Raw genomic sequence first — 12,874 nt, 5'->3', positions numbered from 1 at the left:
TTGTCTTAAGAACACACACAACTAGTATGGAAGTTGTATGACACATTTACCGTAGGGGAGAAAAAAGCGCGGCTAAAGTCGATTTTGTGCAAGGATTCTCATCAATTGACCGAATATTGCGGCACACTGCAATCAAAGCCATAAATAACAGGCTTTCCGTCCTATGAAAATTTTCCCATTTCACAAACGGAGCAAGATCACAGAATGGATAAAAAGCTCAAAATCAGCGAAATTGCCCGGCGCACAAATCTGTCGACCAGCACCGTTTCGCGGGTGCTGGCGGGAAAAGCCAACACCAGCGAAAAAGCGCGCGCGGCGGTGCTGGCCTGCGCCCGTGAACTGGGGGTGATGGAGGGGATTGCCGCCGGACGGCTGCTGCTCAATAACCTGATTGTCTTTGCGCCGCAGCGCGCCTTTGATGAGCGCTCCGATATCTTCTACTACCGTGTCATTCAGAGCGTCAATAAAGCGCTCGAGCCACACGACGTGCGGTTGCGCTACTGCGCGCTGGAGGAGCTGGACAGCGACGCTAATGAATTTCTGGCGCGTATGAATGCGCCAGAGACGCAGGCGGCGATCCTGCTCGGCATTGACGATACCCATATTCACGAACTGGCGGCGGATATCGGCAAACCCTGCGTGCTGATCAACTGCCGCGATGGGCGTATGCGCCTGCCTTCCATTGCGCCGGATCACCGCACCATCGGCGAGTTTGCCGCCCGCTATCTTTTTGATATGGGCCACCGCGATGTGGTGAATGTGATGTGCCTGCGCCGTTACACCATGGATCTGCGTCTCGCAGGCATTAAAGCAGCGTGGCATCAGCAGAACCTGCGTTTTAACAGCAAACGGGATCTCATCACCGTACCCAGCTTTAGCGCCAAAGAGGCGGCGCTGCGGGTGGCGGAGTGGCTGAACGATCCGGCAAACAAAACGCCGCCGACCGCATTTCTGGTCAGCGGCGATTTTATGGCGCAGGGGACGGTGCAGGCGCTGCTGCAGCGGGGTTTGCGCGTGCCGCAGGATGTGTCGGTGATGAGTATTGACGCCTTTAACCTCGCGGCAATTCAGGATGTACCGCTCACCGCAGTGCATGTCCCGCGCGATGAGCTGGGCGCGGAAGCGGTGCAGCTATTGCAGCAGCGCCTGATCCGCCCACAGGCACCGACCGGCTCGCTGCTGTTAAACGGCACGCTCGCGGTGCGCGAGTCGGTGCGGCGGATACGTCCGGGACAGCGACGCACAGCAGTGGCCGGCGACGGGCTGTATGATGCTTAACTCTCTATCCCCAGCGCGCGCTTACCGTGCGCATTCAGATCGCTGAGCGTAAAGCGGCCTGACCAGTCGCGCTCATAATCTTCGCGCGGAAAATCGCCGGGCGAAGCGCCTTGTTCCAGTGCGACCTTCACCGTGCGGGCATAAGCAAGGTTCTTCTCGCACAGCGGGGCGGCGGGGATATACATCACATTGCCCCAGCCCTGCTGGTTTTCCACCGGGGCGACCGAGTGGATCACATCGCAGTGCCACCAGACGGAATCACCCGCTTCAAGCGGCGGAATGCTGCTCAGCGCCTCCATCAGCAGCGGGTGCCACTGCTCTGAGACCGGCAGCACGCGGCCGGGTGCCACGCCGCACAGCTCATCGTCCGGCACGTCATCCAGCAGCGGGCGCAGCAGAATATAGGCCATCGCCTCGGGGATCGGCACCACGTGCAGCAACCCCTGACCAGCGATCATATCCGACAGTGCCGTCCAGCCCTGGAAGGTGCGAAACACCGAACATTTAGTGGTGTTCTCAACCGTGTACTCCTCCACCTCGGTGCGGTGCGCCGCATTCCACGGATCGTACTGATCCAGATTGCCGTTAAAGACGTTGGCAAAGACGCGCTGATAGGCCGGCAGCAGCCAGCGCTCCAGCGCGCCGGAATCCGTATGCGCCCCCAGCCCTTTCGAGGTGGTGCCCGGCGGGCGGCGGCGAATGCGATCCGGATAGATGACGCTGATATCGGGGTTAAACCACGTGCGGCCTTCGCTCTCAAACCGCCACAGCCGGTTGAGGAAAGATTGCGCGGCCGCCATCTCATTGCTCTGGCGCGCCTGCATCTGCGCCTGCGACCAGTAGATGGGGTAGATCTCCGGGCGCGACGCCTCCAGCGTGCCGAAGAAGCTGTCGCCGGGGCCTTTATAGAGTTCATCAAAACGGTTTTGCGCCAGGTAGTCGAGCATCGCGCGATCCCAGCCCAGCGCCTGCTCGCGCGGGAAATGGCCTTTGATCACCACGCAGCCGCGACGTTTGATCAACGCGCGCTGCGCTTCTGTTACACGCCCGGCGGCGATATCGGCATAGTTCAGCAGCGGCCAGACGGATTCACCGCGGGCTTTTATCGCCTTAATCTCCTCCACGCGCTCGCTAATACGCGCGCTGAGTTGATCGAAGAGCTGTTGTACATCGCCAATTTGTTCACGCAGCGCCTGTTTCATCTGGCGGATGGCGGCTTTATGGTCGGCAGGAAGGGTTTCATGGGTAAACGTCATAAGCACCTCTTTCTTTCATTCGAAAGTAATTAAGATTACAAATGACAATCTAAGTTAAAAATAAGTTAATGCAAGTTTAAAAACTTGATGGATTGCACAAAGCGGGAAAAGGCAGAGGGAGAGTGCCGACGGCGGGGCGTCGGCAGGGGGATCAGCGGTCGAACGGGGCAGTGTTATCCAGCACCGCCTGAATCACATTCAGCACGCCGTGGTGGTTGTTGTCATCGGTCTGGTGACGAGCGATGGCTTTAATCGCATCGGTGGCGTTGCCCATGGCGAAAGAGTAGTCGGTCATGCGCAGCATCTCGGCATCATTTCCGCTGTCACCCAGCGTCACACATGCCTGCGGGGAGAGGTTCCAGCGCTTGAGCAGGCGCGAAATACCGTTGGCTTTATGCAGGCCGGGGATAATCAGATCGACAAAGCCGAAGCCGCTGGTCACCGGTTTCATAATCCCGTCGAGGGAGGTGTGCAGCTCATCGACCAGCGCCGGGATCTCGCTGTCCGGCAAATTCAGGGAGAATTTGAACAGCGTATCGTCAATCTGCGTGAAGTCGCGCACCGGCTTTAAGCGGTGATAGTGTTCCGCCATCAGATCGACAAACTCTTGCGGCGCGGCTTCGTTGATATAGGCGCTCTCAAGCCCGCAGGCGACAAAGTTCATACCGCCGCCTTTTAACAGCTCGCCCATCACTACCTGGGATTCGTGGCGGGTCAGTTCGCCGTGGAACAGCTGTTGGCCGTGTTCGTAGACCAGCGCGCCGTTTTCGGCGACGAAGGAGATGCGATCCTTAAGCTCCGGGAAGAAGGAGATGAGCTGGTAGTACTGGTTGCCGCTGGCGACCACGAATTCGATATTGCGCTGCTGGAGTTGCTCGAATTGCGCCATAAACCGCGTGCGATCGTACTTTTTGGCGTCATCAAGAAAAGTTCCGTCCATATCAGTGACGATAACTTTGACGGTCATATATAGCGCTCCTGAATGTCATAACGAGGAGCAACATTCTAGAGAGAATGAGACCTGAAGCACAAATTTTATTTCATTCGAAAGTTAACCGTCCTCTTTCGAGCCGCAGGTGTGTTGGCTGCGGTGGCTTACCCCGGTCATTTACTTTTTGTAAACTCCCGGGGATGCGCCACCTTGCCGCCTTCCTGCAATGCGAAATACCTGGTTAACGCGTAATGGTTTCTAACCTTAACATCACAACGTATGTTCGGTGCGGGCAATAATATCGTCCTGCGCATCCGGCGACAGAGCGGTGAAAAACGCCGAGTAACCGGCGACGCGCACTACTAAATCGCGGTACTGGTCCGGGTGCTGCTTCGCGGCCAGCAGCGTCTCGCGCGAGACAATGTTGTACTGAATATGCCAGCCTTTATGCACCTCAAAAAAGGTACGCAGCAGCGCCATCAGCTTCTGCCGGTCGCCGTCATTGTCGAGCGTGGAAGGGTTAAGCTTCTGGTTAAGCAGCACGCCGCCGAGGATCGCGCCAACCGGCAGTTTGCCGACTGAGTTGATCACCGCCGTTGGCCCAAGATGATCGGTGCCGGACGCCGGGCTTGCCCCCTCCGCCAGCGGCGTATGGGCTTTGCGCCCGTCCGGCGTGGCCATGGTTGCCGCGCCAAACGGCACGTTGGCGGAGATCGACGACGTACCGGCGTAATATTTGCCGCCAATCGGCCCACGTCCGTAACGCGGGTTATGATACTGCTTCAGCTCGTCGATATAGGTTTGATACGCGCGTACCAGCAGGGCATCAACATTCTCATCATCATTGCCATACTTCGGCGCGCTGTTAATAAGCCGCTGGCGTAGTTGTTCGTGGCTCAGGCCGTCGAAATCCGCCGCCAGCGCCTCTGCCAGCTGCTGCTGGCCGATAAGGCCTTGCTCAAACACTAACTTTTTCACCGCCGCGAGGCTGTTACCAAGGTTGGCGATGCCTACTTGCAGGCCGGAGACCCAGTCATACTTCGCGCCGCCCTGTTTAATACTCTTCGCCCGCTCAATGCAGTCGTCGACCAGCGCCGAGCAGAGGATATCCGGCACGTTCTCCTCAAGCATGGTGTCGACAACATACTCAATCTCAATCGATTTGCGCGTGTAGTAGCGGATCTGCCGATCCCATGCTTCTGTCACGTCATCAAAATGGCGGAAGTTGCCCGCCGACAGCGCCTCTTTTTGTGGCAGGAAAACTTTGCCGCTGGTGGCGTCGCGCCCGCCCTCCAGCGCCGCCAGCATCACGCGGGCGAAGTTAATAAAGCTCATGCCGGTGCAGCGGTAGCCCCACTTGCCGCCGACGGCGGTCTCGATGCAGCCAATTGCCGCGTAGTCGTAAGCATCAGCAGGCTCCACGCCCAGCGCGATAAAGGCCGGAATGACAATCTCATCGTTATTAAACGCCGGCATGCCAAACCCGCAGCGGATCACCTGTACGCAGGCCTCCAGAAAATCGTCACTCATTCCGGCGTGATAGCGCACGCTGAGGTTGGGCTGAGTGGAGCGTAACCGCCCGCAGGATTCGAGGATGGCGTAGGAGAGCGGGTTAACCGCGTCGCGGATCTGGCCGTTGTGCCACGCCTGCCCGCCGATGGTGACATTCTGGTAGAGCGGGCTGCCCGCCGAGGCTTTCGAGTGGCTGCCGGAGCGGATTTTGTTCACCTCCAGCAGCTTCAGCCAGCAGCTCTGCAACAGCTCAATGCCCTGCTCGCGGTGTAGCGTCTGTTGCAGCTCCACATCGCGACGCCAGAAGGGGTAGAGGTACTGATCCATTCGGCCAAACGACACCGAATGGCCGTTGGATTCAATCTGCAACAACAACTGAATGAAGTAGCAGAGTTGCAGCGCCTGCCAGAAGGTGCGCGGCGGCCGGTGGGCGATAAGCTCACAGTTCTCGGCGATAGCCAGCAGTTCGTCGCGGCGGCTTTCGCGTGGCTCCTCAGCCGCCATGGTGCGCGCAAGGTCGGCAAAACGCATAATATGCAGGCTGACGGCCTCAAGCACGATATCAATCGCTTTCAGGAACTGTTCACCGTGCAGATCCGCAAGCTGCGTCAAATCAATCCGCGCGCGGCGCTCGCGCACCTGCTCACGCAGGCCATCCAGCCCTTCTGCCAGCAGCAGCGGGAAGTTCACCGTCAGGTGCGCATCGCCGGAGGTCATATTGCCTTCGGCTTTGATAATGCCGCTCGCAAGCAATGCTTTTTGTTCGTCGGTAAACATGCCGTAGCAGCGATCCTGCACCGTCTGGCCGCGCCACCACGGGCAGACTTCATGCAGCACGCGCTTATTCGCTTCGCTAACCGCAAAGCCCGCGCCGGGGCGATCCGCCAGCTCATCAATCTCTTTCTCGATCCACGAGACGGTGTATTCCGGGAAGATCGGCGCGGCGCGCACTTCGCTTGCCTGATTGCCGATAATTAACTCGTCATGTTCGATCCAGATAGTGCGCTGCGCCAGGTGATGGGCTAACGCCAGCGCCCGGCGCACCGGCAGCGGTTTGTCCATATGCTGTTGGTAAATCTGCGTGTAGTGCAGCGCGCGTTCGGTGCAGATCGGCGGTTTTACAATCGAGATCAGCGCCTGTTTATGCGCGCGGATGCGCTCAGGCAGCATGTTGAGTTGCATCAGGGTCATAATCTTATCCTCGCAGTGTCGTCGCCAGCCCTTTCTGGCGGGCAAATGCCGCGGCGAATGCCAGCAGTTCAGGGTCGTCGAGCGGCTTTTCAGGGGCGGTACAGGTTTCGCCGAGCAGGTCAAACTTCTGCATGCCCAGCGTGTGATAGGGCAGAAAGTGGATCTCGCCGACGCGCAGCTGGTCGGCAGCGAAAGTAGTGATAGCTTCAATGGAGGCTTTATCGGCGTTAAAGCCGGGGATCAGCGGCACGCGAATAATCATCTTTTTCCCGGCGCGGGCGAGGCGTTGCAAATTATCAAGCACCCGCGCGGCGGAACCGTTCGTCCAGTTACGAAACGCATTCTCATCGACATGTTTAAGATCGGCGAGAAAGAGATCCACCCACGGCAGAGAGGGTTCGATATAACGCCACGGCACATGCAGGCAGGTTTCAACGGCGGTGTGGATGCCCTGCTGATGGCTCTCGCGCAGCAGCGCTTCTGAAAGTTCGGGGTGCATAAAGGGCTCGCCGCCGGAGAGGGTCACGCCGCCGCCGCTGCGATCGTAAAAGGGTTTGTCGCGCAGCACCGTCGCCATCATCTCCGCCACGGATTTCTTCTCGCCGCACACGCTTAACGCTTCGGTCGGGCAGCAGCCGGTGAGGGCATCCAGCGCGTTATCGGTAATCTTTCCACGCTGGATTAGGAGATGATTTTGCGCGCGTTGAATTACCGCAGGCGCGGCGCGTTGGCACAAATCGCAGCCGGTAAGGCAGAGGCGAGGGTCAAACAGCAGGTCGCGCGAGCGGGCGCGGCTTTCCGGGTTCTGGCACCAGCGGCAGCGCAGCGGGCACCCTTTCAGAAACACCACCGTGCGGATGCCGGGGCCGTCATGGGTTGAGTAGCGCTGAATATTGAAAATCATCGACCATCTCCATATATTTCATATGGAGATTAAATAGCTTTCGAATGAAAGTTGTTGTGATGGGGTTCGCGGTTTGCGCCTTGTGCCCGAAAGGGAAATTGCCGGGTGGCGCTGCGCTTACCCGGCCTACAAAACCGCCGTCATCCGGCAATTAAGCCGTGGGCGATGCGCCATCGCCGCACACTTCACACTGCGGATTGCGCATAAGCTTCATCTCGCGGAACTGGCACTGCATCGCATCGTACATCACGATCTTGCCCGCGGCGGGCGTGCCGTAATGGGTCAACACCTTAATCGCTTCCATCGCCTGCATCGATCCGATAACGCCGACCAGCGGTGCCATCACGCCTGCTTCCACGCAGGTCAGCGCATTCTCGCCAAACAGGCGGCTCAGGCAGCGGTAGCACGGCGCGCCGTCCGCCCAGGTAAAGACGCTGATCTGCCCCTCCATGCGGATCGCCGCGCCGGAGACCAGCGGCACTTTATGCTGAAAACAGCCAGCGTTGAGCTGGTTGCGGATCGCTACATTATCGGTGCAGTCCAGCACCAGATCGTGCGCGGCAATCTGCGCGAACAGCGCCGCTTCATCAAGCAGGGCATTAACGGTGACATACTCGACATGCGGGTTGATACGCAGCAGCGATTCGCGGGCAGAGTCAACTTTAGCGCTACCGATATCCGCATCGCCGTGCAGCGTCTGGCGCTGCAGGTTTGACAGCGCTACCGTATCGAAATCGAGCAGCGTCATGGTGCCTGCGCCCGCCGCTGCCAGATACTGCGCCGCCGCGCAGCCAAGGCCGCCGAGCCCGACCACCAGTACGCGCGCGGCTTTTAACCGCTCCTGGCCGTCAAAATCGAACCCGCGCAGAGTAATCTGCCGGTTGTAGCGCATCATCTCGCTGTCGCTGAGCTCTTCTGCCATCGTTAGCCTCCGAAGAGATGGTTAAACATCTCCACATTTACCCATTCGCCCGCCGCCACATTGCCACGCTCGCGCTCCAGCACCACGAAGCAGTTGCCCTGGCTGAAGGAGCTGAAAATATGCGAGCCCTGGTGGCCGGTGGTGCGCACTTCAAGCGTGCCATCTTCGCCGCGGCTGACAATTCCGCGCTGGAAATCGAGACGCCCCGGCGACTTTTTCAGCCCGCCGATAACGCGCGCACGAAAACGCAGTGGCGTCACATCCGCGCAATTGCCGCTCAGTTTCGCCAGCAGCGGCAGCACCAACTGGTAGAAGGTGAGGGTGGCGGAGACCGGGTTGCCCGGCAGGCCGCAGAACCAGCTATTTGTTAGCTTGCCGAACGCAAAGGGTTTGCCCGGTTTGATCGCCAGCTTCCAGAAGGCGATTTCACCCAGCTCATCAAGAATGGTTTTGGTGTAGTCCGCTTCGCCCACCGACACGCCGCCGGTGCTGATCACCACATCCGCCTGGCTGTCGGCGGCGATAAAGGTGTCGCGCAGTTTTTGCGGATCGTCCGGCACAATCCCGAGGTTAATCACCTCATAACCAAGTTGTTCCAGCATCAGGTGGACCGACAGGCGGTTAGTGTCGTAAATCTGCCCGTCAGCCAGCGGCTGGCCCGGCAGTTGCAGTTCATCACCGGTGGAGAAGAGGGCTACGCGCACTTTGCGCACCACGCTCACGTCGGCAATACCGAGGGAGGCCAGCACCGGCAGTTCAGCGGCGGTCAGTTTTGTGCCCGCCGTAAAGACGCTGGCCCCTTTAGCGATATCTTCGCCCGCGCGGCGAATGTTCTGATTAGCGCGCACCTCGGCGGTAAAACGGATGCCGTCGTCGGTCTGCTCCGTCTGCTCCTGCATCACCACCGCTTCGCAGCCCGCCGGGATCGGCGCGCCGGTCATAATGCGTATGCAGGTGCCTTGCGGCCACTCGCCGCTAAAGGGCTGCCCGGCAAAGGCTTTGCCCGCCACCGGCAGCGCGTTGCCGCCGTTGAGATCCGCCAGGCGCACGGCGTAGCCGTCCATCGCCGAGTTATCAAAACCGGGGACATTCAGCGGGGAGATAACATCTTGCGCGACTACGCGGCCAAAACAGGCGAGCAGCGGCAGGGTTTCGTGCTCAGTGAGCGGTGAAATGCGTGACAGCATTTTCGACAGCGCCGTCTCCAGCGAGATCAGGCCATTTGCAGATTCCATAATTTCTATCCAGTCAACGCGAGAAGCGGCCATTATGGCAGAAAAGGGGAGGGGTCAATATGACTTGCGTCTACCTCATTGTTATCACATTGCTTTACATCGTTGTAACGACTTCCTATATTCAGAAATCGTCTTTCCCAAAGGCAGCTATCGTAGAAAAGGAGAGTGGGGTGTCGCAAGGCTTTGAACCAGAGGCAGACGTGGTTCTTGACGTCAGCAATCTGAATATCGCATTTAGCCATGAGAAGCAGCTTACCCCGGTGGTACGTAACCTCTCTTTTAATCTGAAACGGGGCGAAACGCTGGCGATTGTCGGCGAATCTGGCTCCGGGAAGTCGGTTACCGCGCTCTCGCTGCTCAAGTTGATTGAGCAGGCGGGCGGCGAAGTGAACTGCGATCATATCTGCCTGACGCGGCGCAACCGCCAGAAGGTCGATATCAACACGCTCTCCTCCTCGCAGATGCGCAGCGTGCGCGGGGCGGATATCGCGATGATTTTCCAGGAGCCGATGACCTCGCTCAACCCGGTTTTCCCGGTTGGTGAGCAGATTGCCGAGTCGATTCGCCTCCATCAGAAACTGGGCCGCGAGCAGGCGATGCGCGAAGCCCGGCGTATGCTCGACCTGGTACGCATTCCCGAAGCGCAATCCATTCTCTCCAGTTTTCCCCATCAACTCTCCGGCGGCATGCGCCAGCGAGTGATGATCGCCATGGCGCTCTCCTGTCGCCCGGCGGTGCTGATTGCCGATGAGCCAACCACCGCGCTGGATGTCACGATTCAGGCGCAGATTTTGCAACTCATTGCCGTGCTGCAAAAAGAGATGTCGATGGGGGTGATCTTTATTACCCACGATATGGGCGTGGTAGCGGATATCGCCGATCGCGTGCTGGTGATGAACCAGGGCGAAGCGGTGGAGACTGGCAGCGTCGAGTGCGTCTTCCGCAACCCGCAGCACCCCTATACCAAAGCGCTGCTGGCGGCGGTGCCGAAGCTTGGCGCGATGAACGGCAGCGATCTGCCGCGCCGCTTCCCGCTCATCTCGGCGAAAAATCCGCAGGTGCAGGAGCCGGAAACGGAGCAGGATACTGTGGTGCCCGGCGAGCCGATTTTGCAGGTTCGCGACCTGGTGGCGCGCTTCCCCCTGCGCGGCGGCTTGCTTAATCGCATCACCAAAGAGGTGCATGCGGTGGAGGGCATCAGCTTCGATCTCTGGCCCGGCGAAACGCTGGCGATTGTCGGCGAATCGGGCAGCGGAAAATCGACCACCGGACGCGCGCTGCTGCGGCTGGTGGAGAGCCAGGGCGGCTCGATTACCTTTAACGGCGAGCGCATCGACACCCTGCCGGATCATAAGATGAAGCTGGTGCGCCGTGATATTCAGTTTATTTTTCAGGATCCGTATGCCTCGCTCGACCCGCGCCAGACGGTGGGCGATTCGATTATTGAGCCGCTGCGCGTGCACAATCTTCTCGGCAAAGCGGAAGCCCACCAGCGCGTGGAGTGGCTGCTGGAGCGCGTCGGGCTGAAGCCGGAGCACGCCTGGCGCTATCCGCACGAGTTTTCCGGCGGTCAGCGCCAGCGTATTTGCATCGCCCGCGCGCTGGCGCTGAACCCGCGCGTGGTGGTCGCTGATGAGTCCGTCTCGGCGCTGGATGTCTCGATACGCGCACAGATCATCAATTTGCTGCTCGATTTGCAGCGCGAGTTGGGGATCGCGTTTCTCTTTATCTCCCATGATATGGCGGTCGTGGAGCGGATCAGCCACCGTGTGGCGGTGATGTATCTCGGGCAGATTGTTGAGATCGGCCCGCGCCGCGCGGTGTTTGAAAACCCGCAGCACCCCTATACCCGCAAGCTGATGTCGGCGGTGCCGGTGGCCGATCCTGCCCACCAGCCGCCGCAGCGGGTGCTCTTATCCGATGATATGCCGAGTAATATTCGTAAACGCGGGGAAACAATGCAGCGCGTACAGCTGCAAAACGTGGGGCCGGGGCACTTCGTCGCCAGAACGACGCCCGGCAGCACGCAGTCGCGTTTTTAATTGATGACAGACAGGGTTTTTCAGGAGAGCAGCATGACAGAGATCATTTCCCGACACTGGCGGGCCGTTGCAGGCGTGGTTGTCGCGCTGACCGCCCTCCCGGCTTTTGCCGCGAAAGATGTGGTGGTAGCGGTTGGTTCCAACTTCACCACCCTTGATCCCTATGACGCCAACGACACGCTCTCGCAGGCGGTCGCTAAGTCCTTCTATCAGGGGCTGTTTGGCCTCGATAAAGAGATGAAGTTGGTCAATGTGCTGGCAGAGGGTTACACCGTCTCCGACGACGGACTGGTCTACACCATCAAGCTGCGCAAAGGGGTGAAGTTCCAGGACGGCACCGATTTTAACGCCGAAGCGGTGAAAGCGAACCTCGACCGCGCCAGCAACCCGGCTAACAGCCTTAAGCGCTACAACCTCTATAAAAATATTGCCAGCACCGAGGCGGTCGATGAGAGCACGGTGAAGATCACCCTCAAGCAGCCCTTCTCGGCGTTTATCAATATCCTTGCCCACCCGGCCTCGGCGATGATTTCGCCTGCGGCGCTGAAAAAATATGGCAAAGAGATCGGTTTCCACCCGGTCGGCACCGGCCCCTATACGCTGGAAGCGTGGAACCAGACCGATTTTGTGAAGGTGAAAAAGTTTGCCGGCTACTGGCAGCAAGGCCTGCCGAAGCTGGACTCCATCACCTGGCGTCCGGTGGTGGATAACAACACCCGCGCGGCGATGTTGCAGACCGGCGAGGCGCAGTTCGCCTTCCCCATCCCCTATGAGCAGGCGGCGGTGCTGAAACGAAACAGTAAGCTTGAGCTGGTCACCAGCCCATCAATTATGCAGCGCTACATCAGCATGAACGTGACGCAAAAGCCGTTCGACAACCCGAAAGTGCGCGAGGCGATCAACTACGCCATTAACCGCCAGGCGCTGGTGAAAGTGGCGTTTGCCGGTTTTGCCACGCCAGCGACCGGCGTATTGCCGCCGACCATCGCCTATTCGCAGAGCTATCAACCCTGGCCGTACGATCCGGCTAAAGCGCGCGAGCTGCTGAAAGAGGCGGGCTATCCGCAGGGCTTCACCACCACGCTCTGGTCTTCCCATAATCACAGCACCGCGCAGAAGGTGCTGCAATTTACCCAGCAGCAACTGGCGCAGGTGGGGATTAAAGTGCAGGTGACGGCGATGGATGCCGGGCAACGCGCGGCGGAAGTTGAAGCGAAAGGGCAGAAGCAGAGCGGTGTGCGTATGTTCTATACCGGCTGGACTTCCTCGACCGGAGAAGCGGACTGGGCGCTCTCGCCGCTGTTTGCCTCATGGAACTGGCCGCCGACGCAGTTCAACACCGCCTTCTACAGCAACCCGCAGGTGGATAAAGATCTGGCCGACGCGCTGAAAACCACCAGCACAGATGAAAAAGCGCGTCTCTATAAAGAGGCGCAGGATATCCTCTGGAAAGAGTCGCCGTGGGTGCCGCTGGTGGTGGAGAAGCTGGTTTCCGCGCATAACAAAAAGCTGACCGGTTTTTACATCATGCCGGATACCGGCTTTAGTTTTGATAATGCCGATTTGCAATAGATAACTCACGCCGCCTTGCTGAACTGGGGGC

Annotated in this window: 9 protein-coding genes; 3 read left to right on the top strand and 6 right to left on the bottom strand. The window is 59.0% G+C overall.

The window, feature by feature from the left end; translation table 11 throughout:
• Positions 1 to 204: 204 nt before the first annotated feature.
• A complete protein-coding gene (locus N7V53_RS03325; protein ID WP_279792073.1) occupies positions 205 to 1,278 on the top strand; it encodes a LacI family DNA-binding transcriptional regulator in 1,074 nt (357 codons plus the stop codon).
• On the opposite strand, the gene N7V53_RS03320 is transcribed toward N7V53_RS03325, so the two are convergent.
• The 6 genes from N7V53_RS03320 to moeA all read right to left on the bottom strand — a co-directional run bounded on the left by N7V53_RS03320 (position 1,275) and on the right by moeA (position 9,229).
• Positions 1,275 to 2,540: a DUF1479 domain-containing protein gene (locus tag N7V53_RS03320; protein ID WP_279792072.1), complete on the bottom strand. Its 1,266-nt coding sequence runs from the start codon at positions 2,538 to 2,540 to the stop codon at positions 1,275 to 1,277. The two genes, N7V53_RS03325 and N7V53_RS03320, sit on opposite strands and share 4 nt — an antisense overlap.
• 145 nt (positions 2,541 to 2,685) lie before the next feature.
• Positions 2,686 to 3,501 (bottom strand): Cof-type HAD-IIB family hydrolase, encoded by an 816-nt coding sequence (locus N7V53_RS03315; RefSeq protein WP_023481346.1) that lies wholly within the window; start codon positions 3,499 to 3,501, stop codon positions 2,686 to 2,688.
• A 234-nt stretch (positions 3,502 to 3,735) separates the two neighbouring features.
• The gene (locus tag N7V53_RS03310; protein WP_279792070.1) at positions 3,736 to 6,168 is read right to left on the bottom strand and encodes a formate C-acetyltransferase/glycerol dehydratase family glycyl radical enzyme; all 2,433 of its coding nucleotides are present in this window, start codon (positions 6,166 to 6,168) and stop codon (positions 3,736 to 3,738) included.
• A 4-nt stretch (positions 6,169 to 6,172) separates the two neighbouring features.
• On the bottom strand, positions 6,173 to 7,072 hold the full coding sequence (locus N7V53_RS03305; protein WP_279792068.1) for a glycyl-radical enzyme activating protein: 900 nt from the start codon (positions 7,070 to 7,072) through the stop codon (positions 6,173 to 6,175).
• Positions 7,073 to 7,223: 151 nt separating this feature from the next.
• The gene (gene moeB, locus N7V53_RS03300) at positions 7,224 to 7,994 is read right to left on the bottom strand and encodes a molybdopterin-synthase adenylyltransferase MoeB (protein ID WP_279792067.1); all 771 of its coding nucleotides are present in this window, start codon (positions 7,992 to 7,994) and stop codon (positions 7,224 to 7,226) included.
• Positions 7,995 to 7,996: 2 nt separating this feature from the next.
• Positions 7,997 to 9,229, bottom strand: a complete 1,233-nt coding sequence (gene moeA / locus N7V53_RS03295) for a molybdopterin molybdotransferase MoeA (RefSeq protein ID WP_279792065.1) — start codon at positions 9,227 to 9,229, stop codon at positions 7,997 to 7,999.
• A gap of 170 nt (positions 9,230 to 9,399) precedes the next feature.
• On the opposite strand from moeA, the gene gsiA reads away from it, so the two are divergent.
• The gene (gsiA, locus tag N7V53_RS03290) at positions 9,400 to 11,271 is read left to right on the top strand and encodes a glutathione ABC transporter ATP-binding protein GsiA (RefSeq protein ID WP_076769605.1); all 1,872 of its coding nucleotides are present in this window, start codon (positions 9,400 to 9,402) and stop codon (positions 11,269 to 11,271) included.
• A 33-nt stretch (positions 11,272 to 11,304) separates the two neighbouring features.
• Complete coding sequence (gene gsiB, locus N7V53_RS03285) at positions 11,305 to 12,843, top strand: glutathione ABC transporter substrate-binding protein GsiB (RefSeq protein WP_076769606.1); 1,539 nt, start codon at positions 11,305 to 11,307, stop codon at positions 12,841 to 12,843.
• The last annotated feature ends 31 nt before the right edge of the window (positions 12,844 to 12,874 follow it).

Origin of the sequence: Kosakonia sp. HypNH10 (genome assembly GCF_029850615.1) — a bacterium.
Lineage (GTDB): Bacteria > Pseudomonadota > Gammaproteobacteria > Enterobacterales > Enterobacteriaceae > Kosakonia > Kosakonia cowanii.
Note: the sequence above shows the minus strand (reverse complement) of the source record. Positions and strands in the feature narration are given on the sequence as shown.